Raw genomic sequence first — 23,046 nt, forward strand, 5'->3', positions numbered from 1 at the left:
CGCACCCCGCACCCCGCACCACCAAGCCCGAAGGCCCGAAAGCCCCGAAGCACGCACCACAGCACCACAGCACCACCCACCCCACCGAGGAAGCGAGCACGCATGAGCGTCCAGAACGACAAGACCGAGATCCGTACCGACGGCGCCCCCGCCCCGGCCTGGATGTTCTCCCAGGGCGTCCGCAAGGGCCCGATCCTCCAGGTGTCCGGCCAGGGCCCGCAGGACCCCGCCACCGGCGAGTACCTCCACCACGGCGACGTGAAGGCACAGACCCGCCGCACCCTGGAGAACGTCAAGGCGATCGTCGAGGCGGGCGGCGCGACCGTCGAGGACGTGGTGATGTTCCGCGTGTACCTCACCAAGCGCGCCGACTTCCCGCTGATGAACGAGGTCTACGCCGAGTTCATCGAGGAGAACATCCCGCCGGGCGGCGTGAAGCCCTGCCGGACCACGATCTTCTGCGAGCTCCCGCAGGAGCCGATGCTGGTCGAGATCGACGCCCAGGCGGTCGTCGCCTGACCCGCGCGCACCGCCCGCACCGCAAGGGCCCCGGCCCCGGCACACAAGCCGGGTCGGGGCCCTTCGCGCATGGCCGGTTCCGCCCCACCCCGACGACACCTTGCCCTCTCCCCCTCCAATGATTAGGTTAGGCTCACCTAACTACAAGGTCAGCTCGTCCGCCGGAGGTCCCGATCCCATGAGTCCGCACCCGCAGCACGATGCCGAGATTCCCGAGCCCACCGCCGCCGAACGCATCGGCAGCCTGCTGACCGCCACCTCCTCGGTGGTCATCCGCGCCGGCGGCGAGCAGCACGAACTCTCCACCCCCGTCTCGGTGCACGGCTCCCGGCTGCGGCTGCGCGCGCCGCTCGACTCCCCGGTGACCTCCGCCGCCGCCCGCGAGCAGGACGGCCTCGCCGTCGTGCTCGACCTCACCGACATCGCCCCGGTGGCCGTGCGCGACCGGGTGCGCGGGCGGCTCACCCTGGCCGGCCGGCTCCACCTCGCCCACCTCGCCGACGACGGCCTCAGCGTGCACCTGCGCCTGGACGTCGCGCACGCCGTGCTCTCGACCCCGTACGGCACCACCGCGATCACCGGCGCCGACCTCGCGGCGGCCGCCCCCGACCCGCTGGCCCGCTACGAGGCCGGACTGCTCACCCACCTGGCCGACGACCACCCCGACGCGCTCGCCGTGCTCACCCGGCTGCTCGACCCGGCGCTGCTCGCCGACCGCCCCGAGGTCCGCCCGCTCGCGCTCGACCGGTACGGCCTGGTGCTCCGCCTGGACCACCCGCACGGCCACCGTGACGTCCGCCTGGTCTTCATCGAACCGGCCCGCGACGCGGACGAGTTCGGCCACCGGGTGCACCAACTGCTGTCCGCCGCCGAGCAGGAGCCGGCCACCCACCGGTCCTGAACCCGGCGGATGCACGAACCAGCCCGCCCGCCAGCGAAACTGACCCCATATCGGTTATCACCGCCCCGCTCCTCCCCACCCTCGAACCCCGCCACAACGACGGCCGGCCCGGCCCACGAGAGAGTTCTCGTGAGCCGGGCCGGCCGGCAGGACGGGCGTGTCCCGCGCCCGTCAATCCACTCGGGTGCGGCGTCCACCCGGTCCAGCGGTCACCCGACATGACCATTCCGGGAGGTCGTTTCGCCCCGCACCCGGCGGTGGCAGATGATCCGACCGAAGGTCAGATCGCGACGCCGTGCGCCCGCAGGTAGGCGATCGGGTCGATGTCCGAGCCGTACTCCGAACCGGTGCGGATCTCGAAGTGCAGGTGCGGGCCGGTCACGTTGCCGGTCGCACCGGAGAGGCCGATCTGCTGGCCGGCGGTGACGGTCTGACCGATCGAGACGCCGATCGAGGACAGGTGCGCGTACTCGGCGTACTTGCCGTCGGCGAGCTTGATCTCGACCTCGTTGCCGTAGGCGCCGCCGTTGCCGGCCTTCACCACGGTGCCGGCCGCGACGGCGCGCAGCGGGGTGCCGGTGGCAGCGACGAAGTCGGCGCCGGTGTGGTGGCCGGAGGCCCACATCGAGCCGGCCACACCGTAGGCGGTGCCGAGCTTCGGGTTGGCCAGCGGGGCGAAGAAGCCGGAGGTGGCGGCGGCCGGGGCCGGAGCGGCCGGCTTCGCGACCGGGGCGACGACGGCCTGAACGGCCGGCTTGGCGGCGGGCTTGGCGGCCGGAGCGGCCGGCTTCTCGGCCGGAGCGGTCGGCTTGGCCGGCTTCGCCGAGTCCTGCGAGGCCTGCGCCTTGGCGGCGGGGGCGGCCGGCTTGGCGGCCTCGGCCGGAGCGGCCGGCTTGGCGGCCTCGGCGGCCTTGGCGCCGAGCGCGAGCTGCTGACCCGGGAAGATGAGGTTCGGGTTGGCACCGATGACCGAGCGGTTGTGCTCGAACAGCGCCTTCCAGCCACCCTCGACGTTCTTCGCGTCGGCGATCTTCGACAGGGTGTCCCCACCGACGACCTTGTAGTCGGCCGGAGCGGCCTCGGCGGCGGGAGCGGCCGGGGCAGCCGGGGCGTTCTCGGCAGCGGCCGGGGCGGCGTCGACGCTGGCGGCGCCGGTCCAGGTGCTGCTCTGGTGCGTGTGCCCGGCGGCCGGGGCCTCGTGGGCCTGGGCGGTGACGGTGGTCACCAGCGGGAGGGCGAACGCGGCGCCGGTGACGGCGGTGGCGATGCCGATGCGGACGGCGCGGGGCATGGCGATACGACGAGCCTGTGCGGGCATGGAAGCTGTCCTCTCCGACGCCTGCGAGGTGAGCTGTCGGGTTCGGGCTGGAGTTGCCCGGCCGCAGAGAAATGCGGCTTCACCCCAAGCCGGACCGTCAATTCGGGTCCGGCGACTTACCTGTGGGTCCCCCGCTCCTGCCGTACAGAGTTCGTTGCGAACCACCGGGCAGCGGCAGGACTAGGCGTTCCACCCGGTGGCCACCCGGGCTGACGCCGGGCGGTCGCTGAACTAAAACCCATCCGTTCGGGTGAAGCAATGTCGATCTCCGGAACCCGGGACCAAAGTCCGGAACACCGTGACGCTCCGCATGAAAGGCATGCACAGTAAGCGCACAATCCATTCACCGAGTGCACGTGATCCGCCACCCTGCGCCGATGTCGTCATCAGTGCGCACACGATCACTCACGGAACGGACATCTCCGACACACCCCCGGTGACCCTTGTCACGTCGGCCCCACGAGCCCCACCATGGGCCGTGACCACCACCGATGCCGGCACCCTGCGGTTGGGCACCGCACAGGGACGCTGGGTACTTCTGGCGACCGTGCTCGGCTCCAGCATGGCGATGCTCGACGGAACCGTCGTGAACGTCGCACTGCCCCGGATCGGCACCGATCTCGACGCCCGGCTCGACGCCCTGCAATGGACGCTGAACGCCTATCTGCTCACCCTGGCGGGCCTGATCCTGCTCGGTGGCGCGCTCGGCGACCGGTACGGGCGGCGCCGGATCTTCCTGCTGGGCGTCGTCTGGTTCGCCGTCGCCTCGGCCGCCTGCGCCGCCGCGCCGACCATCGAGGTGCTGATCGCGGCCCGTGCCGTGCAGGGCATCGGCGGGGCGCTGCTCACCCCCGGCTCGCTGGCGATGCTCCAGGCGGTGTTCCGTCCGGACGACCGCTCGGCGGCGGTCGGCCTCTGGTCCGGCCTCGGCGGGGTGTCGGCGGCGGTGGGCCCGTTCCTCGGCGGCTGGCTGGTGGACGGCCCGGGCTGGCGCTGGATCTTCCTGCTGAACCTGCCGCTGGCCGCGACGGTGATCGCGGTCGCGGCCCGGCACGTCCCGGAGAGCCGGGACGAGAGCTCGACCGGGCGCTTCGACGTGCTCGGCGCGGTCCTGGCCGCCCTCGCGCTCGGCTCGATCACCTATGCGCTGACCGCCGCCGGGAGCGGTCTCTCCGCCACCGTCTGGGTCACCGGCACGGCCGGGCTCCTGCTCGGCGCCGCCTTCGTCCTGGTCGAGCGCCGCACCCCGGAGCCGATGCTGCCGCTGGGACTGTTCTCCTCACGGCTGTTCACCGCCGTCAACCTGGTCACCCTCGCCGTGTACGCGGCGTTCAGCGGAGTCTTCTTCCTGCTGGTCGTGCAGCTGCAGATCGTCTCCGGCTTCTCCCCGCTGGTCTCCGGACTCGCCCTGGTGCCGATCACCGTGATCATGCTGGCGCTCTCCGCCCGGGCGGGGCGGCTGGGCAAGCGGATCGGCCCGCGGCTGCCGCTCACCGTCGGCCCGCTGCTGTGCGCGGCGGGCGTGCTGCTGATGCTGCGGATCGGGCCCGACGCCTCCTACTGGACGGACGTACTGCCCGCCGTCGCGGTGATGGGGAGCGGGATGGTGCTGCTGGTGGCACCGCTGACCGCGACCGTGCTGGCGGCGGTCGAGGTGCGGCACGCGGGCATCGCGAGCGGGGTCAACAACGCCGCGGCCCGGGCGGCCGGTCTGCTGGCGGTCGCCGCGCTGCCCTCGCTCGCGGGTCTGAGCGGCGACGCCTACCAGGTGCCCTCGGCGGTCGACTCCGCCTTCCGCACCGCGATGCTGATCTGCGCCGGGCTGCTCGTGGCGGGCGGACTCACGGCTCTGGCCACCGTCCACGGCAACGTCCTGGCCCCGGAGGACCACCACCCGGTGGCCGAACCGGACTGCCGCTACGCCTGCGGCACCAACGCCCCGCCGCTCGACCCCGGCCACTCGGCCCCGGAACAGGGCTGAGCCCCGTCGGCGGAAGCCCGGACCCCCGAACAGGGCTGGACCCCGCCGGCGGAAGCCCGGACCCCCGAACACGCCGAGGGCCCCGCCGCCCGAACGGCGACGGGGCCCGGTGACCGGGGTGGACAACCGTCAGAGGATGTCGCCCGGCGCGTACTTGGCGGCCTCCGGGTACGCGGCCGCGACGGCCTCGACCTGGCGGACGACCTCGGCGACCTGGGCACCGGCCGCACCGGTGAAGGACAGCCGGTCGGCCAGCAGCGCGTCCAGCCCGGCCCGGTCCAGCGGGATCCGGTCGTCGTTCGCCAGCCGGTCCAGCAGCTCGTTCTCCCGGGCGCCGGCGCGCATCGCGAGCGCGGAGGCGACGGCGTGCTCCTTGATCACCTCGTGCCCGGTCTCCCGGCCGACGCCCGCGCGCACCGCGCCCATCAGCACCTTGGTGGTGGCCAGGAACGGCAGGTAGCGGTCCAGCTCCGCCTCGACCACGGCGGGGAAGGCGCCGAACTCGTCGAGGACGGTCAGGAAGGTCTCCAGCAGGCCGTCGAACGCGAAGAAGGCGTCCGGCAGCGCGACCCGGCGGACCACCGAGCAGGAGACGTCACCCTCGTTCCACTGGTCGCCGGCCAGCTCGCCGGTCATCGACGCGTAGCCGCGCAGGATCACGGCGAGGCCGTTGACGCGCTCGCAGGAGCGGGTGTTCATCTTGTGCGGCATCGCGGAGGAGCCGACCTGGCCCTCCTTGAAGCCCTCGGTCACGAGCTCGTGACCGGCCATCAGACGGATGGTCTTGGCCAGGCTGGACGGCGCGGCGGCCAGCTGGACGAGGGCGGTCAGCACCTCGAAGTCCAGCGAGCGCGGGTAGACCTGGCCGACACTGACCAGCACGTTGTCGAAGCCCAGGTGGCCGGCGACCCGGCGCTCCAGCTCGGCGAGCTTCTCGGTGTCGCCGCCGAGCAGGTCCAGCATGTCCTGGGCGGTGCCGACCGGGCCCTTGATCCCGCGCAGCGGGTAGCGGGCGATCAGCTCCTCCAGCCTGCGGAAGGCGACCAGCAGCTCGTCCGCGATCGACGCGAAGCGCTTGCCGAGGGTGGTGGCCTGCGCGGCCACGTTGTGCGAGCGGCCGGCCATGACCAGCTCGGCGTGCTCGGCGGAGAGCCGGCCCAGGCGGACCAGCACGGCGACCGTGCGGTCGCGCACGTGCTCGAGGGACTGCCGGATCTGCAGCTGCTCGACGTTCTCGGTCAGGTCCCGGGAGGTCATGCCCTTGTGGATCTGCTCGTGGCCGGCGAGGTCGCTGAACTCCTCGATCCGGGCCTTCACATCGTGCCGGGTGACCCGCTCACGGGCGGCGATGGACGCGAGGTCGACCTGGTCGATCACCCGCTCGTAGTCGGCGACGGCGGTGGCGGGCACCTCGACGCCGAGGTCCTGCTGGGCCTTCAGGACGGCGAGCCACAGGTGGCGCTCGAGGACCACCTTGTGCTCGGGGGACCACAGCTGGGCCAGGGTCGCCGAGGCGTACCGGGAGGCCAGGACATTGGGGATCTGGGGCTTCGCGCTCACGCTTCGCAAGCCTAACAGCCGAGGTCAGCCGGACCCGCGCCGGACCGGCCCACCGCGACCGGCGGGCGACCGGCGGGCGATCGGCCCCGCCCCGGGGAGCGGCTGCGGCGACCCGCCGACCGGCTGCCGGTGCCGGTGCCGGTGCCGGCTACCGGTGTCCTCCTGCCGGTGTCCTACTGCCGTCCGCTGAGGACCGGCAGCACCTGGAGGCAGATCGAGTGCAGCGCGCTCCGCTGCTCGTCGCTGAGGGTCTCGAAGGACTGGTGGGTCCGGCTCATCTCGCCGCGGACGAGTGCCAGGATCTCCCGGCCCTGCTCGCTGATGACCACGATCTTGACCCGCCGGTCCCCCGCCGAGGCCTCCCGGCGGGCCAGGCCCAGGGCCTCGAGGCGGTCGACGATCCCGGTCACGTTGGAGGCGTCGCAGCCGAGCCGCCCGGCCAGCGCGCGCATCGGCACCGGCTCCTGGACGGCACCGAGCGCCTTGGCCTGCGAGGAGGAGAGACCGTGCCTGGCGGCGGCGGCCGCGAAGTCCTGGAAGTACGCGGCACCGACGGCGGCCAGCGCCTCCATCAGCTCGGCGTTGGTCGGTACGGTCGTGGTCGCTGTCGAACCCATGAGGTCAGCCTACGACCGAGTGCTTCATTATCTCAAGCTTTGATCACGGCAAAGATCCGGCAGTCAACCGCAGCACCGGTCCCGAAGCCCGGCCCTGGCCCGCCCCGAACCCCGGCTCGAGCCCGTGCCTCAGAGCACCAGCTGGTCGAACAGCCGGCGCAGCTCGGTCTCCGGGTCCGAGGTCAGCCCCGTGTGCACCGGCCCCGGCTGCACCACCGCGCTGCGCGGCGCGGTCAGCCAGCGGAACCGCTGCCCCGGGTTGTCCGACGCCGCCGGACCGGCCTGCGGCCCGCCCTCGCAGACCGCCTCGATCCCCTGCAGCGCCCGCCGCACCCCGGACACGTCGGCCACCGGGTCCAGCGCCAGCAGCCGCGCCTGGTCCAGATGGGTCCGGGCGGCCAGGTGGGCGCTCTGCCGGCAGTACAGCAGCACACCCACGTTGACGCACTCACCGCGCTCCACCCGGGGCACCGCCCGGATCACCGCGTACTCGTAGTCGTGCAGCTCGGCGACGGCCGGCAGGGCCGACCGGATCGGCTCGGTCATACGGACACCTCCGGCAGCCAGTCGCGCGGACCGGCCAGTCGCTCGGTCAACTGGGTGCGGTACGCCGCGCGCACCGCCTCGGGCGTGTCGAAGCCGGGTTCGTCCACCAGCCAGGCGTCGGGGATCAGCGCCACCGCCTCCTCGATCGCCGCCTCGGCCAGCGGTGCGAGCGCCTTGTCGGCGGCGAGCAGGTCCGGCTCGGCGCGCAGCAGCGCGTGGTCGGAGGCGTCGTACGGCCGGCGGGTCCAGGCGGCGGCACCGGCCCAGTTGTGGTGGAAGATCAGGCTCGCGCCGTGGTCGATGAGCCGCAGTCCACCGGTGGCGACCAGCAGGTTGGGATTGCGCCAGGAGCGGTCCACGTTGCCGATGAGGGCGTCGAACCAGAGCACCTGCCCGGCCAGCCCGGCGTCCACGTCGAAGCAGAGCGGGTCGAAGTTGAGCGCGCCGCTGACGAAGGCCATGCCCAGGTTGAGGCCGCCGCTGGCGCGCATCTGGTCCTGGATCTGCGGGTCCGGCTCACTGCGGGCCAGCACCGGGTCCAGGTCCACGGTCACCAGCTCGGGCACCGGCAGACCGAGCCGCCGGCCGAGTTCCGCGGCCAGCACCTCCGCCACCAGCGCCTTGCGGCCCTGTGCCGCGCCGACCCATTTCAGCGCGTACAGCCGCCGGTCGTCGGCCTCGACCAGGCCCGGCATCGAGCCGCCTTCTCGCAGTGGCGTCACATATCGGACCGCCGTCACCTCGGGGAGCACGGCGGACAGCCTATCGGGCATATGCACGGGGCGGGTGTCGCTCGGCCGCCGGCCCACCCGGGTCGCCCCCCCACGACAGCCCCCCACGACAGCCCCGCCCCACCCGGATCGTCCCTACGACAGCCCCGCCCCGCCCGGGATGTGCCCCGACGACCGCCCCCGCTCCCCCGCCCGGGTCGCCCCGGTGGCAGCCCCCGCCGCCCCGTGCGAACGTGGCGGACAGTAGCCGGGGAACGCCACGGCCACCACCCGCAACCGGCCACGACCCGCATCGGCCATGACCCGCACCACCGCACTCGCACCGCCGCACCCGCACCGCCACCGCCGCACCCACCGAGGACCGCGCCGTGGCGGACACCTGCGGCGGCACGACCCGCGGCGGAACGACCTGCACTGTGAGGGACGCACGATGGAACGAGCCCGGATCCTGATCGTGGGCGGCGGCTTCGCCGGACTGGAGTGCGCGCGCCGACTGGAGCGCAAGCTCTCCCCCGCGGAGGCGGAGATCTCCCTGGTCACCCCGTTCAGCTACCAGCTCTACCTGCCGCTGCTGCCGCACGTGGCGGCCGGTGTGCTCACACCGCAGTCGGTGGCCGTCTCACTGCGGCGCTCGCTGCGCCGCACCCACATCGTCCCCGGCGGCGCGATCGGGGTGGACCCCGCCGCCAAGGTCTGCGTGGTGCGCAAGATCACCGACGAGGTGGTGGCGCAGAAGTACGACTACCTGGTGCTGGCCCCCGGCAGCGTCACCCGCACCTTCGACATCCCCGGCCTGACCGACTACGCGCGCGGCATGAAGACCCTCGCCGAGGCGGCCTACGTCCGTGACCACGTGATCGCCCAACTGGACCTCGCCTCGGCCACCCCGGACCAGCGGGAGCGCGAGTCCCGGCTCCAGTTCGTGGTGGTCGGCGGCGGCTACGCCGGCACCGAGACCGCCGCCTGCCTCCAGCGCCTCACCACCGCCGCCGCCCACCGCTACCCGAGGCTGGACGCCCGGCAGATCAAGTGGCACCTCATCGACATCGCCCCCAAGCTGATGCCCGAGCTCGGCGACGCCCTCGGCACCGCCGCCCTGGAGGTACTGCGCGAGCGCGGCATCGAGGTCTCGCTGGGCGTGTCGGTGGCGGAGGTCGGCGCCGAGTCGGTGAAGTTCACCGACGGCCGGGTGCTCCCCTGCCGGACCCTGATCTGGACGGCCGGCGTCGCCGCGAGCCCGCTGATCGCCACCCTGGACGCGGAGACGGTGCGCGGCCGGATCGCGGTGACGGCGGAGATGCGGGTGGCCCCGTTCGAGGGCGTGTTCGCGCTCGGTGACGCCGCCGCCGTCCCCGACCTCGCCAAGGGCGACGGCGCGATGTGCCCGCCGACCGCCCAGCACTCGGCCCGCCAGGGCCGGGCGGTGGCCAACAACGTGATCGCGGCGCTCCGCAACCAGCCGCTGGAGCCCTACTACCACAAGGACCTCGGCCTGGTGGTGGACCTCGGCGGCAAGGACGCCGTCTCCAAGCCGGTCGGGGTGGAGCTGCGCGGCGTGCCGGCGCAGCTGGTGGCGCGCGGCTACCACCTGATGGCGATGCGCACCAACGTCGCCAAGTTCCGGGTCGGCGCGAACTGGCTGCTCAACGCGACCGCGGGCGACGACTTCGTGCGCACCGGCTTCCTCGCCCGCCAGCCCGCGCGACTCCGTGACTTCGAGTACACGGACGCCTATCTGACGCGGGACCAGGTCAAGGAGCACACCCAGGCGCTGCTCGCCAAGGGCTGACCGGAACAGCGGAACACGCCGTCGCCCCGCCCCCGCCGAATCGGAAGGGTGCGGGGCGACGTCGTGTCCCGCGTCGGCTACTTCGCCGTCAGGTACATCCCGCCGGCGTCCTGCCCGGCGGTGTTGCGGCACCCCCAGTCGCCGCTGGTCCGCGCGTACAGCAGGGTCAGGCAGCGCCCGAGCGCCTGCTGCGCGTAGTAGTTGGGGTGCAGCGACTCCTGCAGGCTGCCCTGCGAGGCGTTGAGCCCGCCGTCCAGGAACCGCGCCCACTCACTGGTGGTCGCGGACGGCGCGCTGGTCGAGCCGGCCTGACGGGTCGCCCTGGAGCAGACCTCGCGGCCCTGGAGCATGTCGCTCAGGTCCAGGAACTGCACGCCCTTGGCCTTGGCCACCCCGGCGAGCGCCCGGGAGATCTGCGGCACCAGCGAGTCGCGCGCCCAGTCCGCGTCGCCGTTCCAGAGCGGACAGCCGCCGGTGTCGGAACGGCTCCAGCCGCTCTCGGGGTACCGGATCTCGGCGGCGCGCGGGATCGGCGAGGGGTAGGACTGCAGCACGATCCGGTAGTCCCCGGCCGCGTACCCGGCGCCCGCCATCACGGCGCGGATCTCGTCGAGCGCCTTGCCGACGCCGGCCATCGCGGCCGGCATCCGGCCGTCGACCGCATCCTGTTGATCATCGTTGCAGTAGGAGTACCAGACGAGGTAGTCCTGCACACAGGTCGAGATCACGTCGCCGAAGCCGAGGTCGTTGCCGCCGATCGACAGGGTGATCAGCTTGACGTTGTTCTGCCGGGCCACCGTGGCGAGCTGGTCGGCCTGCGGGGCCTCGCCCTTGAACGACTGCCCGCCGTTGGCGGCGCGGAAGACGTTGGCGGCGACGGCGCCCGAGCAGGCCAGGTTGATCTGGGTCTGGGCCACGGTCGGCGCGCTGCGCACCTCGGCGACGTCCGAGCGGTCGCACCCGCTCGCGTAGGTGGCGCCGTAGATCCGGCTCGGGTCGTAGCCGCTGCCGGTCCAGGCCCGGTCGGTGCCGGCCCGGTTGCCGCCGCTGGCGACGGAGTTGCCCTTCCAGCGGCCGGCCTCGCCGGAGATGTAGCTGTCGCCGAGGCTGACGCTGGCGGTCGGGCCGCTCGGGGTGGCGGCCCGGGCCGGGGCGGCGGTTCCCGCCACCAGTCCGGTGGCGGCGAGCGGCAGGGCGAGCGCGGCGGCGAGCAGCCGTCCGCGCCACCGGGCGGTGGTGCGGGAAATGCTCGAACGGTTTTCGGGCACGACGGAACTCCAACGATCGGTCTCGCCCGCAGGTGGGGGCGGGGAGACACGGGGTGAGGGTAGGCCGCCGGCCGGTGGCGCGTTGAAGATGACATGCCCGCGCTTGTTACCGCTAGGTATCTGCAGTGAATTTCTTGCTCTGTTACCAATCAGTACTGATCGGCCCGAAGAATTTCCGGCCGGTCAATGCGGAGTTGATTTCGATTCGATCCGGATCGGATCGGAATAGGCATCACCATTGACCTGGAATCGAAGGCCGAACCATTCCCCGGGGTGGGCCGGACCGATTCAGACCGACCGCGACGGCGACCCGGCCGCACCGGCGATCCCGTGCCGTCCGCTCAGCACGGACGCCAGGTCCTCCGCCAGCCGCCCGGCCTCGGCCGGATCCAGCTGCGCGACCGTGACCCGCAGCCCGGGCGGCGACTGGAGCCGGTAGCGCGCACCCGGCGCCACGACCCAGCCGCGCTGCACCAGGGCGGCCAGCGCGACGGCCTCGTCCGGCACCGGCACCCAGACGTTCAGCCCGCTCGCCCCGTGCGCCGCGACGCCCCGCGCGGCCAGCGCGCCGATCAGCGCCTCCCGGCGGGCCCGGTAGGCACCGGCCACCCGCCCGACCGGCGCGGCATCGGCGCGCCACAGTTCGGCCACCGTGCACTGGAGCAGACGGCTGACCCACCCGGCACCCAGCCGCTGGCGCCCGAGCACCCGCCCGACGGTGTCCTCGTCGCCGACCGCGACCGAGAGCCGCAGGTCCGGCCCGTAGGCCTTGGCCGCCGAGCGCACCACCGCCCAGTGCCGCGAGCCCGCACCGGCCAGCGGGCAGTAGGGCTGGTCGACGATGCCGTGGCCGTGGTCGTCCTCGATCAGCAGCACGTCCGGCCGGGCGGACAGGACGGCGCGCAGTTCCCCGGCCCGCCCGGCGGTGAGCGCGGCACCGGTCGGGTTCTGCGCCCGGCTGGTGACCACCACCGCCCGGGCGCCGCCGTCCAGCGCCTCGGCGAGCGCGCCGGGCAGCGGGCCCTCGTCGTCGAGCCGGACCGGCACCGCGCGCAGGCCGAGCGCCGGCAGCAGGTCCAGCAGGCTGCCCCAGCCCGGATCCTCGACCGCGACCGCGTCACCGGGACGCAGCCGGGTGACCAGGATCCGCTCGATGGTGTCCAGGGAGCCGGAGGCGACGGCGATCGGGCCGGCGGGCAGGCCGTCCGCGGCGAAGGCCGCGCCGGCCAGAGCGAGCAGTCCGGGGTCGGCGACCGGGTCACCGTAGCGGACGGGTGCACGGCGCGCGGCCTCGGCGGCCGCCGCGAGGGCCGGGGTGAGGTCGGGCAGCAGCGCCGGGTCGGGGTTGCCGTCGGAGAGGTCGCGGGCGTGCGCCGGGACGGGCAGCCGGATCTCGTCGCGCGGGGTGTGGGCGGGGCGCGGGCGGATCCGGCTGCCCTTGCGGCCGGCGGTCTCGATCACCCCCCGGTCGCGGAGCAGCCGGTAGGCGGCCGCCACGGTGTTGGGGTTGACGCCGAGTTCGGCCGCGAGGTCCCGCAGCGCTGGCAACGGCATCCCGGGGGCGAGCTGTCCGGCACTGACCCCGCGCTCGATCTCGGCCGCAATCTCGCTGGCACGCCGACCGGTGATCCGATAGTCTCCTAGCACAAAACAGAGTATGCACTAGTACATAGAGGTTGTCATGTCGACCGTACCGGACAGCGACACGTCCTACGCCCGCACCCCGCGCACCACACCCACCCGCTACAAGGACCGGGCCACCTGGGAACGCGAGGCGATCCACGCGGTCCTCGACGCCACCTATCTCTGCCACCTCGGCTTCGTCGTCGACGGCGCGCCGGTCGTCCTGCCCACCATCCACGCCAGGGTCGGCGACCGCGTCTACGTGCACGGTTCCACGGGCAGCCGGCCGCTGCGCGGCGCCCGCGGCGAGCAGGGCCTGCCGGTCTGCCTCACCGTCACCCTGGTCGACGCGCTGGTGCTGACCAAATCGGCCTTCAACCACTCGGTCAACTTCCGCTCGGTGGTGGCGCACGGCACCGCGCACCAGGTCACCGACCCCGAGGAGCTGAGCATCGCGCTGGACGCCCTGGTCGACCAGGTCGTGCCCGGCCGCTCCGCCGAGGTCCGCCCCGCCAACGCCAAGGAGCTCGCCGCCACCGCGGTGATCCGGCTCGACCTCGACGAGGTCTCGGCCAAGAGCCGGAACGCCCCCGCCGCCGACGACGCCGAGGACCTCGACCTGCCGTACTGGGCCGGACTGGTCCCGGTCACCGGCGGCTACGGCACACCCCTGCCGGACGCCTCCACCACCGTGCCGCTCCCCGCCCACCTGCGCGCGCTCACCACCCCGGGCGCCACCGCCGCCGACACGTCCGCCCCGGGCGTCGACGGCTCCACCGACTGACCCGGGAGCCCCGATGCTGATCCGCTCCTGGGACCGCGGCGACGAGGCCGAATGGCGCGCCTGGCTCGCCGAGGGCCGCGACTTCGGCCTGCTCGCCGCCAACGGCGGGCCGGGCCACGGCCCGGTGCTCGTCCCCACCCACTTCCTGCTGGACGCCGACCGCGGCGAGATCCTGCTCCACCTCGCCGCCCCCAACCCCCTGCTCGCGGCCGTCCGGGCCGACCCGGAGGTCACCCTCGCGGTCACCGACGACTACGCCTTCGCCCCCGGCCACTGGCGCGGCGAGCCCGGCACGCCGACCAGCTACTACGCCTCGGTGCACTTCCACGCCACCGCGTCACTGGTCACCGACCCGACCGGCAAGGCGGAGATCCTCAACCGCCAGCTGGCCCACTTCCAGCCGGAGCGCCCGGACGTCCGGGTCACCCCCGGCGAGGGGGAGTTCGCCCGGCTGCTCCCCGGCCTGACCGGGCTGCGCCTGACCGTGCGCGAGGTCCGCGCCAAGTTCAAGTACGACGACAAGAAGCCGGCCGCCGAGCAGTACGCGACGGCCGACCGGCTCGCCGAGCGGAACCGGGGTGCGGACGCCGGGGCCCGTACGCAGTTGCTGCGCCGCAACGCCCGCCGGTCCGGCCGGATCCGCGAGGTCCGCCGCGGGCCCGTTCCCCCGGACCGCGCAATCAGCTGACGCCCCGTCACCCGTTCGGCCCATTCATCGCGACGCCGCCGCCCGGGCACTGGTCGAATGTGAGCCGAACCCTGCCCGCTCGGCCGCGCGGGCGGGACCGTCGACCCGGGGAGCGTGCGTGTCCAGGACCCAGACCCATCCGGCATCCGGCGAGGCGCACCTCGGGCACGTCGTCTTCATCTCGGCCGCCGCCGCGATGGGCGGGTTCCTGTTCGGCTACGACAGCGCCGTGATCAACGGTGCGGTGACGGGCATCCAGAAGCACTTCGGGGTCGGCAACGGCACGACGGCCTTCGTGGTCGCGATCGCGCTGCTCGGCTCGGCGGCCGGGGCGGTCGTGGCCGGGCGGCTCGCCGACCACCTGGGCCGGGTGCGCACCATGCTGCTGGCCGCGGCCCTGTTCGCGATCAGCGGCCTCGGCTCGATGTTCCCGCCGAACCTGGAGCTGCTGGCCACCTGGCGGGTGATCGGCGGCGTGGCGATCGGCATCGCCTCGGTGATCGCGCCGACCTACATCGCCGAGGTCGCCCCGACCGCCTACCGGGGCCGGCTGGCCTCGTTCCAGCAGATGGCGATCGTGCTCGGCATCACCGTCTCCCAGCTCGCCAACTGGGCGCTCAACCAGGCCGCCGGCGGCGAGTCCACCGGCCACCTCGGCGGCATCCAGGCCTGGCAGTGGATGCTCGGCGTGGAGACGATCCCGGCCCTGGTCTACGGACTGATGGCGATGTCCATCCCGGAGTCGCCGCGCTACCTGATCGCCGACCGGCGGGAGGAGCAGGCCCGCAAGGTGCTGCTGGAGGTCGAGGGCGAGGACGTCGACCTCGACGCCCGGGTGGCCGAGATCCACGCGGTGCTGGCGTCCACCCACAAGCCGCGGCTCAAGGACCTGCTGGGCGGCCGGTTCGGGCTGCTGCCGATCGTCTGGGTCGGTATCGGCGCCTCGGTGTTCCAGCAGTTCGTCGGCATCAACGTGATCTTCTACTACTCCTCCTTCCTGTGGCAGTCGGTCGGCATCAACGAGTCGAACTCGCTGCTGATCAGCCTCTCCACCTCGATCGTCAATGTGGTCGGCACGGTGGTCGCGATGGCCCTGGTCGACCGGATCGGCCGCAAGCCGCTCGCGCTGGCCGGCTCGGCCGGCATGGCCGCCGCGCTGGCCACCGCCGCCTGGGCGTTCTCCTACCGGCAGGGCACCGGCGACTCCGCCACCCTGGAGAACACCTACGCGACCGTCGCGCTGGTCGCCGCGCACGTCTTCGTGTTCTGCTTCGCGTTCTCCTGGGGCGTGGTGGTCTGGGTGCTGCTCGGCGAGATGTTCCCCAACCGGATCCGCGCGCTCGCGCTGTCGGTCGCCGCCTCCGCCCAGTGGATCGCCAACTGGGCGATCACCGTCAGCTTCCCCGACCTCGCCGACTGGAACCTCTCGGCCACCTACGTCATCTACGCGGCCTTCGCACTGCTCTCCATCCCGTTCGTGGCCTTCTGCATCAAGGAGACCAAGGGCCGCGCCCTGGAGGAGATGGGCTGACCGCCCGCGCCGCCACCACCGGCCCGGACCACCACCGGCCCGGACCACCACCGGCCCGGACCACCATCACTCGACACCGCCCGACACCGGCCGCAGGCCCCATGCCGCGCCCGGCGGCCCGTCCCCCGAGAGGAAGCCATGCCTGACCAGGGCGGCTCCCGGCAGAACGTCACCTTCCCCAGCGGCGGCCGCCAGGCCCACGGCTATCTGGCCCGTCCTCCCCAGGGCGTCGGCCCCGGCCTGGTGGTGGTCCAGGAGTGGTGGGGCCTGACCCCGTACCTGGCCGGCGTGGCGGACCGGTTCGCCGCCGAGGGTTTCACCGTCCTCGCGCCGGACCTCTTCGGCGGCGCCACCACCCACGACAGCGCCGAGGGTGCCAGGCTCAAGCGCGAGCTGCCGGTCGAGCAGGCGGTGCGGGACCTCCGCGGCGCGGTCGACCTGCTGCTCGGCCTGGAGGGCGTGGTCGGCGACGCGGTCGGGGTGGTCGGCTTCTGCATGGGTGGCGGTTTCGCCCTGCTGCTGGCCGCTGCCGAGGGCGACCGGGTGGCCGCGGCGGTGCCGTTCTACGGTCTGCCGCCCGACCCGGACTTCGAGTACCGGGGCCTGACCGCCCATGTGCTCGGCCACTACGGGGAGGACGACGCGTACATCCCGATGGCCGCCGTGGACGAGGCCGCGATCAGGATCGGCGAGGCCACCGACGTCCGCCCGGAGTTCCACTTCTACCCGGCCGGGCACGCCTTCATGAACGAGGAGAACCTGCTCGGCACCTACGACGCGCTCCAGGCGGGGATCGCCTGGAAACGCACCCTGGCCTTCCTCTGGGGCCACCTCGGCTGAGCCCCCGAGGGCGCCCCGCCGTCGGTCCGTTCGGTCGGTCCGTTCAGTCGGTCCGCTAATCGGATGGACACGGACCACCCGCCCCGGCATAGTCGCGGAGTGCAGAGCCGAACCCCGTCCCCGCCCACCGGCCGTTTCGCCTGGGCGAGCCGCAACTTCCGGATCCAGACCGCCGCCACCGTGGTCAGCGGGCTCGGCAACGCCGGCGCCCCGATCGCCACCGCCTTCGCGATCCTCGACGGCGGCGGCTCGACCGCCGACGTCGGCTACGTCACCGCGGCCCGGCTGCTGCCCACCGTCCTGCTGCTGGTGATCGGCGGCGCGCTCGCCGACCGCTTGCCGCGCCACCACGTGATGGTCGGTGCCAACCTGTTCAGCGCCGTCTCCCAGGGCGCCCTCGCCCTTGTGGTGCTGACCGGCGAGCCGGCCCTCTGGCAGCTGATGCTGTTCTCGGCCGGTGCGGGTGCCGGCTACGCCTTCTACTCCCCCGCCTCGGGCGGCATGATCCTGGAGAGCGTCACCCCCGAGCACGCCGCCCGGGCCTTCTCGGTCTACCGGATGGGCTTCAACGGCGCCCAGATCGGCGGCGCGGCACTCGGCGGCGCGCTGACCGCGGCCGTCGGCGCCGGATGGGTGCTGGCCCTGGACGCCGCCTGCTTCCTGGCCGCCGCCGCGCTGCGCTTCCTGCTCGAACCGCAGGCGCCGGGCGCCCCGGCCGAGGGCGGCGGGATGCTCCGCGACCTGCGCGAGGGCTGGCAGGAGTTCTCCTCCCGCCGCTGGCTCTGGGTCGTCGTGCTCCAGTTCTCGGTGCTGGTCGCCTGTGTCGGCGCGGTCGAGGCGGTGTACGGGCCCGCCGTGGCGAAGGAACGGCTCGGGGGCGCGGCCGACTGGGGCCTGGCGATGGCGGCCTACGGTGTCGGCCTGGTCGCCACCGGCGTGCTGATGGTCCGCTGGCAGCCGCGCCGGATCCTGCTGGTCGGCAACTGGGGCGTGTTCCTCTTCGGTGTGCCCGCGCTGGCCCTGGCGGCGTCGGCGCCGCTGCCGGTGCTCTGCGCGGCGATGTTCCTCTCGGGCGTCGGCGTGACCGTGTTCGGCGTCAACTGGATGATCGCGCTGCAGCAGGAGATCCCGGCCGAGGCGTTCTCCCGGGTCGCCGCCTACGACGAACTCGGCTCGCTCTCGCTGGCACCGCTCGGCACCGCCCTCGCCGGCCCGGCCGCCGACCTGCTCGGCCTCTCCGGCGCGCTCTGGACCTGTGCGGTCGTCTCGCTGGTGCTCAGTGCCGCCGTCCTGCTGGAACCGCAGGTCCGCCGACTGTCCCGACGCCCGGCCGGGCCGCCCGCCGACGTCCGCCCGGAACCCGCCCCCGCGCAGTGACTCCGGAGCCCGCCGCGGCGTGGTGAGCCCGGAACCCGCCACGGCACGGTGAGCACCGGTCGCGCCCCTCCCCGCCCCTTCCCGCCCCACCCCGAGCGCCCCCGGTGCGCCCCCGCGTGCGCCCTTCGGCGGGCAACCGGCCGGGGCTCCCGCTCGTCCGACCAGGTGACGACGCACGAGACCTGGGGGGCGCCCGATGCCGAAGCCACTGCTGTTCCTGGACATCGACGGCGTGCTCAACCCGGTCTGTCCCCACCCCGGGTCCGGGTTCGACGCCCACACCCTGCTCGGCTACACCGTGCTGCTCTCGGCCCGCCACGGCGACTGGCTGCGCGAGCTGGCCGGGACGTACGAACTGGTCTGGGCGAGCACGTGGGAGGAACACGCGAATACCCATGTCTCGCCGGCGATCGGCCTGCCCGAGCTGCCCTTCGTCCGCTTCACCGGCTACGTCCCGCAGCCCGGCGACCCGCGCGTCCCGCTGATGGAACTCCTCTCCGCCCGCAAGTGGGCACCCCTGCTGCGCTACGCGGCGGGCCGCCCGTTCGCCTGGGTCGACGACGTCATCCCGCCCCGTCTGGTCCGCGGCTCGCTCTGGCGCCGCGACCGGGTGCTGCTGCCGATCGACCCCGGCGAGGGGCTCGAACGACGCCACGTGGACCGGCTGCTGGCCCGCCCGCCGCGCCCCGGAGCGCTGTCCCCGGCCAAACGCCGGGCCGCGGGCTGACGTCCCCCGCCGGAACGCCCGGTCAGCCGGTGGGCAGCCAGCCGACGTGCCCGGCCAGCAGCGCGTACCCGACGAACGCCACCGTGTCGATCAGGGCGTGCGCCACCACCAGCGGCATCACCCGCCCCCAGCGCCGGTACAGCAGGCAGAACACCACACCCATCACGATGTTCCCGACCAGCCCGCCGACGCCCTGGTACAGGTGGTACGAACCGCGCAGCAGCGAGCTCGCCGCCAGTGCGGCCGGCCAGCTCCAGCCCAGCTGCGCCACCCGGCGCAGCAGGTAGCCGAGGACGACGACCTCCTCCAGGACCGCGTTCTGCCAGGCCGAGAGGATCAGGACCGGGATCCGCCACCAGACGTCCGGCAGCCCGGACGGCGCGACCGTCAGGTTGTAACCGGCCGCCTGCGAGCCCAGGTAGAGCACCAGCCCGGAGCCGCCGATCGCGGCCGCCACCGCCGCGCCCCGGCCGAGGTCGCGCAGCTTCTGCCCGAGGTCGAAGCCCAGCACCCGCAGCGACACGCCCTCGCGGACCAGCAGATAGCCGACCAGCACGACCGGCATCAGCCCCCGGCCGATGTAGTAGAGCTGCCAGACCAGGTCGAGCCAGGGCCGGCCGGGCGCGCGCGAGCCGTTCAGGGTGGCCACCTGCTGGCCCAGCTTCAGGGTCTCGGTGAGCGAGCCGGTGAAGCTGATCAGCGCGCCGACGCCGCTCGCCCCGAGCGAGAGGCCGAGGACGGTCAGCAGTTCCACCCCGAGCAGCCGACGGGTCGGCTTCACGGTCTCCGGTGCGGTCGGAACGGTCGTCACGGGGGTGCTCCAGCGCGGACGGCGGCGGGCGGACGGTGCTCCGGCCGCCGGCGGGCGACGGCGGCGGACCGGAGCGGTCATCCTTCCACAGCCCGCCGCGCGAACCCCGGCGAGCACCCCGCGACAGCCCGGGGGCAGACCCGGGCCGATCCCGGCCGAGCCGAGGCCGATCAGAGGCCGAGCCGGGCCGGCCCTACCCGACCGGCCAGGTGTGCACCGGCTCGCCGCCGCGCATGTGCTCCATGTACCGCCGGGTCATCGCCGCGAGCGCGGACGGCCGGTCCGTCCCGTACTGCTCGCGCAGCCGGTGGAAGGTCGCGCTCTGCCAGGCCGCGCCGTTGGTCCTGCGCAGACAGCGCTGCTCGATGATGCCGAGGTAGCGGTCCCGGTCGGCCGGCTCCACACCCCACGCGTCCAGCCCCTGGTGGGCCATCGGCAGCAGCTCGTTGAGCACCAGGTCGACGGCGGAGACGGTGGTCGACCCGCCGCCGCGACCCGCCCGGCCGGACCGCGGCCACTGGAAGACCGCGTCGATGCCGTACCGGGCCGCCTGCCGGAAGTTCTCGTCGGCCAGCTCGAACGGAAGCCTGGTCCAGATCGGCCGGGGCTGCTCGGCCAGTACCCGCACCACGCCGTAGTAGAAGGCGGCGTTGGCGAGCGTGTCGGCCACGGTCGGCCCGGCCGGCAGCGCCCGGTTCTCCACCCGCAGGTGCGGCACTCCGCCGCTGACGTCGTACACCGGCCGGTTCCACCGGTAGATGGTGCCGTTGTGCAGCCGCATCTCGGCCAGTCGCGGCACCCCGCCGGAGGCCAGCACCTTCGCCGGGTCCTCGTCGTCGCAGATCGGAAGCAGCGCCGGGAAGTACCGCAGGTTCTCCTCGAACAGGTCGTAGGCCGAGTCCACCCAGCGTTCGCCGAACCAGGTGATCGGCCGCACGCCCTGGGCCTTGAGCTCCGCCGATCGGGTGTCGCAGGCCTGCTGGAACAGCACCGGCCGGGTCTCCCGCCACAGCTCCCGGCCGAACAGGAACGGCGAGTTGGCTCCCAGCGCGAGCTGCGGCCCGCAGATCGCCTGGGCCGCGTTCCACACCGAGGAGAACCGCTCCGGGGTCACCTGGAGGTGGAGCTGGAGCGAGGTCGCGGCGGCCTCGGCGACCATCGTGATCGAGTCCAGTTCGAGCCGCTCCACGCCCTCGATGTCCAGGGTGATGTCCTCGCCGCGGGCGGCCAGGATCTGGTCGCTGAGCAGGCTGTACCGCTGGTTGTGGGACATCGCGTCGAGCCCGGTGTGGTCGAGCTCCAGGGTCGGCAGGATGCCGACCATCACGATCCGGGCACCGGCCTCCCCGGCCCTCCGGTCGGCGTAGCGCAGGCCGGTGTCGATCTCCTCGCGCAGCTCCTCGAAGACGTGCCCGCCGAGCCGGTGCGGCGCGATGTTGACCTCGATGTTGAAGCGGCCGAGCTCGGTCTGGAAGTCGGCGGAGCCGATCGAGGTGAGCACCTGCGCGTTGTTCAGCACCGGAAGGCCCTGCTCGTCGGCCAGATTGAGCTCGATCTCCAGTCCCATCACGGCCTTCGGACGGTCGAAGCGGTCCTCGCGGAGCATCCGGCCGAGCGCCTCCAGGCAGGACTGGAGCTTGCGGCGGTACATCTGCCGGTCCGACAGTTCCGCTCGAGTCGCCACGACCTTCTCGCCCATGGTCCCCACCTCCTGAGCCGGCCGGCCCTCGACCGTGCAAGCATCATGCCCACCCCGAAGATCGATACCCGAACGCTTCGATTGGCTTGCAATGCAAGGGAACTGACGTCGTTTCAGCTCAACTGCCGACTTGCCCGGCGCCACCGCCTGTGATAAACAGGTCACCCTGCGCACCTGTTCGAGTAGAATTCGCACTGCGCCACGGCGCGGTCGGCCATCGCCCGAGACCCGAGGACGGCCGCCGCGCCGGCACCGCGATCCTGCCCAACCGGACAAGGCCCAGGTCCCGTCACCGCCGACGCACCCGCCATGCCGGTATGCCGCACTCGCACGCCGATCTCGCACGGAGAGGCGACCTTGCCATGACTCTGCAGACCCCCCAGCCCCCGCCCAGTGCCCTGCGCGCGGTGCTCGCCGCGCTCGACTCGGAGACAGCGCTGCGCCAGCCCGCCGCCGCCGCGCTGCGCCGTCCGACCGGGCCGCTCCTCCCCGCGCATCCGCTCGCCGTCCACGTCCTGGACGGACCGCGGGCCGAACTCGCCGCCGCCCGCCGGACCGGATGGCGCTTCCTGATCAAGGACGGCACCGAGGTCGCGGCAGCGGCCGAGGTGGTGCAGGGGGCCGAGGGCCACACCTTCTCGCACTTCACCGCCGGCCCCTATCTGGACTCGACCGTCAGAGCGCTGCGCCAGGCGTGGCAGCTCGCCCAGTCCTCCCGGACCCGCTGCCAGCCGAGGCTGCTGACCTTCCCCGGCCAGTACGCGACGGCGCTGTGGCTGCACAGTCCGGACGGCGCTCCCGGCACCGATCTGCTGATCCCGCTGGCTCCGGCACCGATGGGGGTCACCGCGCACCGTGCCCACCCGGCCGCCGAACTGCTGCCGGTCCTGGCCCGGGGGCCGCTCGCCCGGTCGCCGATCGCCCGCCCGGTGCTCCTCGGCGCCCCCGCCGATCCGGCGCGGCTCGCCTCCGGAGCACTCTGACCCGTCGCCGACCGCCCGTCCGGGCCCACCCGATCGGGTCGTCCGTCCGGACCCACCCGATCGGGTCATCCGGTATGGCCCGGACGGACCGTCCGACCCATGACCCGTCCGGCATCGATTTCGGCCGCTCACCACCTGAACGGGTGATCTCTGGGCGGGGGTTGTGGCGCGTGTCACGAAATCGCTGCGCGCGGGTCCCGGGATGCCGACACTGGGAACCAGCGTGGAAGGACCTCCTGTCCTACCCACTTGAGCGCCGGTCCACACCTGGCCCGGCGCCGGACAGGATCCGACCACCGCGGCGGCGCCCGACGGCCATCCGGCGGCACCGCATCACGGGGAGGATCGCGGAGCGAAGCGAGGGTACGCGTATGTGCCAGCACCGTCCTGAGTGTCCGTCGGCCGAGTCCGAGGACCGCGAGGCCGCCTTCACGGTGGCCTGCCACCCCGAGCAGGGGTGGAGCCTGCTCTGCAACGGCGTCCTGCTCTTCGAGGACACCGGCGAGCTGCTGCCCGACGGCCGGGTGATCGCCCCGCGCCGTCCGGTCGCCAGCGCGGTCTGAGCCGCCCGGCCGCACCGGGGGCGACACACCGGCAGCGCCCCGGCAGCACCGGCCGCGCGCGCCACAGTCGCGGGCGCCACAGTCGCGGGCGCGGCGGAACACCACAGGGCACCACCGGGCATGACGGAGCACCACAGGGCAGGGCCCCGGCGGAAGCACCGCCGGGGCCCTGTCACGTACCGTTCCGTCC

21 protein-coding genes and 1 riboswitch are annotated in these 23,046 nt (G+C 73.5%); of the genes, 12 read left to right on the forward strand and 9 right to left on the reverse strand.

Annotated elements, in window-relative coordinates; all coding sequences use genetic code 11:
* Window positions 1-102 precede the first annotated feature (102 nt).
* Both ACIPYS_RS16995 and ACIPYS_RS17000 read left to right on the forward strand, forming a co-directional pair.
* The gene (locus ACIPYS_RS16995; RefSeq protein ID WP_266273182.1) at window positions 103-519 is read left to right on the forward strand and encodes a RidA family protein; all 417 of its coding nucleotides are present in this window, start codon (window positions 103-105) and stop codon (window positions 517-519) included.
* 178 nt (window positions 520-697) lie between these two features.
* A complete protein-coding gene (locus ACIPYS_RS17000; protein WP_400746909.1) occupies window positions 698-1,420 on the forward strand; it encodes a DUF2470 domain-containing protein in 723 nt (240 codons plus the stop codon).
* 280 nt (window positions 1,421-1,700) lie between these two features.
* On the opposite strand, the gene ACIPYS_RS17005 is transcribed toward ACIPYS_RS17000, so the two are convergent.
* Entirely contained in the window at window positions 1,701-2,738 is a 1,038-nt protein-coding gene (locus ACIPYS_RS17005; RefSeq protein ID WP_400746911.1) for a peptidoglycan DD-metalloendopeptidase family protein, read from the reverse strand.
* Between the two features lie 3 nt (window positions 2,739-2,741).
* A riboswitch (cyclic di-AMP (ydaO/yuaA leader) is annotated at window positions 2,742-2,905 on the reverse strand.
* Window positions 2,906-3,216: 311 nt separating this feature from the next.
* On the opposite strand from ACIPYS_RS17005, the gene ACIPYS_RS17010 reads away from it, so the two are divergent.
* Complete coding sequence (locus ACIPYS_RS17010; RefSeq protein WP_231978374.1) at window positions 3,217-4,719, forward strand: MFS transporter; 1,503 nt, start codon at window positions 3,217-3,219, stop codon at window positions 4,717-4,719.
* 129 nt (window positions 4,720-4,848) lie between these two features.
* Here the strand turns inward: ACIPYS_RS17010 and purB are convergent, their stop codons facing one another.
* The 4 genes from purB to ACIPYS_RS17030 form a co-directional block, all read right to left on the reverse strand.
* Window positions 4,849-6,288, reverse strand: a complete 1,440-nt coding sequence (gene purB, locus ACIPYS_RS17015; RefSeq protein ID WP_400746912.1) for an adenylosuccinate lyase — start codon at window positions 6,286-6,288, stop codon at window positions 4,849-4,851.
* 164 nt (window positions 6,289-6,452) lie between these two features.
* Window positions 6,453-6,896, reverse strand: coding sequence for a MarR family winged helix-turn-helix transcriptional regulator (locus tag ACIPYS_RS17020; RefSeq protein WP_093859325.1), 444 nt, complete (start codon window positions 6,894-6,896; stop codon window positions 6,453-6,455).
* 129 nt (window positions 6,897-7,025) lie between these two features.
* Window positions 7,026-7,442: a DUF3037 domain-containing protein gene (locus ACIPYS_RS17025; protein WP_045943322.1), complete on the reverse strand. Its 417-nt coding sequence runs from the start codon at window positions 7,440-7,442 to the stop codon at window positions 7,026-7,028.
* On the reverse strand, window positions 7,439-8,194 hold the full coding sequence (locus ACIPYS_RS17030) for a HipA family kinase (RefSeq protein ID WP_400746913.1): 756 nt from the start codon (window positions 8,192-8,194) through the stop codon (window positions 7,439-7,441). Before ACIPYS_RS17030 ends, ACIPYS_RS17025 begins: the two co-directional genes overlap by 4 nt.
* Window positions 8,195-8,603: 409 nt before the next feature.
* Between ACIPYS_RS17030 and ACIPYS_RS17035 the strand changes: the two genes are divergently transcribed.
* Window positions 8,604-9,962: an NAD(P)/FAD-dependent oxidoreductase gene (locus ACIPYS_RS17035; RefSeq protein WP_093864705.1), complete on the forward strand. Its 1,359-nt coding sequence runs from the start codon at window positions 8,604-8,606 to the stop codon at window positions 9,960-9,962.
* A 77-nt stretch (window positions 9,963-10,039) separates the two neighbouring features.
* Here ACIPYS_RS17035 and ACIPYS_RS17040 read toward each other — a convergent pair whose 3' ends face one another.
* Both ACIPYS_RS17040 and ACIPYS_RS17045 read right to left on the reverse strand, forming a co-directional pair.
* Entirely contained in the window at window positions 10,040-11,230 is a 1,191-nt protein-coding gene (locus ACIPYS_RS17040; RefSeq protein WP_400746915.1) for a GDSL-type esterase/lipase family protein, read from the reverse strand.
* Between the two features lie 288 nt (window positions 11,231-11,518).
* Complete coding sequence (locus ACIPYS_RS17045; protein ID WP_400746916.1) at window positions 11,519-12,877, reverse strand: aminotransferase class I/II-fold pyridoxal phosphate-dependent enzyme; 1,359 nt, start codon at window positions 12,875-12,877, stop codon at window positions 11,519-11,521.
* A gap of 34 nt (window positions 12,878-12,911) precedes the next feature.
* On the opposite strand from ACIPYS_RS17045, the gene ACIPYS_RS17050 reads away from it, so the two are divergent.
* The 6 genes from ACIPYS_RS17050 (at window position 12,912) to ACIPYS_RS17075 (ending at window position 18,800) form a co-directional block, all read left to right on the forward strand.
* Window positions 12,912-13,637, forward strand: coding sequence for a pyridoxamine 5'-phosphate oxidase family protein (locus ACIPYS_RS17050; RefSeq protein ID WP_400746918.1), 726 nt, complete (start codon window positions 12,912-12,914; stop codon window positions 13,635-13,637).
* Window positions 13,638-13,650: 13 nt separating this feature from the next.
* Window positions 13,651-14,325 (forward strand): FMN-binding negative transcriptional regulator, encoded by a 675-nt coding sequence (locus ACIPYS_RS17055; protein WP_093859329.1) that lies wholly within the window; start codon window positions 13,651-13,653, stop codon window positions 14,323-14,325.
* Window positions 14,326-14,443: 118 nt separating this feature from the next.
* Window positions 14,444-15,856: a sugar porter family MFS transporter gene (locus tag ACIPYS_RS17060; protein WP_093859330.1), complete on the forward strand. Its 1,413-nt coding sequence runs from the start codon at window positions 14,444-14,446 to the stop codon at window positions 15,854-15,856.
* A 138-nt stretch (window positions 15,857-15,994) separates the two neighbouring features.
* Entirely contained in the window at window positions 15,995-16,696 is a 702-nt protein-coding gene (locus tag ACIPYS_RS17065) for a dienelactone hydrolase family protein (protein ID WP_400746921.1), read from the forward strand.
* A 99-nt stretch (window positions 16,697-16,795) separates the two neighbouring features.
* Window positions 16,796-18,073, forward strand: coding sequence for an MFS transporter (locus tag ACIPYS_RS17070; protein WP_231978378.1), 1,278 nt, complete (start codon window positions 16,796-16,798; stop codon window positions 18,071-18,073).
* Window positions 18,074-18,269: 196 nt separating this feature from the next.
* Complete coding sequence (locus ACIPYS_RS17075) at window positions 18,270-18,800, forward strand: HAD domain-containing protein (RefSeq protein WP_400746923.1); 531 nt, start codon at window positions 18,270-18,272, stop codon at window positions 18,798-18,800.
* 22 nt (window positions 18,801-18,822) lie between these two features.
* Here the strand turns inward: ACIPYS_RS17075 and ACIPYS_RS17080 are convergent, their stop codons facing one another.
* Entirely contained in the window at window positions 18,823-19,611 is a 789-nt protein-coding gene (locus ACIPYS_RS17080) for a CPBP family intramembrane glutamic endopeptidase (RefSeq protein WP_231978384.1), read from the reverse strand.
* A 193-nt stretch (window positions 19,612-19,804) separates the two neighbouring features.
* Entirely contained in the window at window positions 19,805-21,310 is a 1,506-nt protein-coding gene (locus ACIPYS_RS17085) for a glutamate--cysteine ligase (protein ID WP_400746926.1), read from the reverse strand.
* Window positions 21,311-21,672: 362 nt separating this feature from the next.
* On the opposite strand from ACIPYS_RS17085, the gene ACIPYS_RS17090 reads away from it, so the two are divergent.
* Window positions 21,673-22,293 (forward strand): hypothetical protein, encoded by a 621-nt coding sequence (locus ACIPYS_RS17090; protein WP_093859336.1) that lies wholly within the window; start codon window positions 21,673-21,675, stop codon window positions 22,291-22,293.
* A 371-nt stretch (window positions 22,294-22,664) separates the two neighbouring features.
* A complete protein-coding gene (locus ACIPYS_RS17095) occupies window positions 22,665-22,856 on the forward strand; it encodes a DUF5999 family protein (RefSeq protein ID WP_093859337.1) in 192 nt (63 codons plus the stop codon).
* Window positions 22,857-23,046 lie beyond the last annotated feature (190 nt).

The sequence above is a fragment of the Kitasatospora sp. NPDC089913 genome, assembly GCF_044748625.1.
Taxonomy (GTDB): Bacteria; Actinomycetota; Actinomycetes; order Streptomycetales; family Streptomycetaceae; genus Kitasatospora.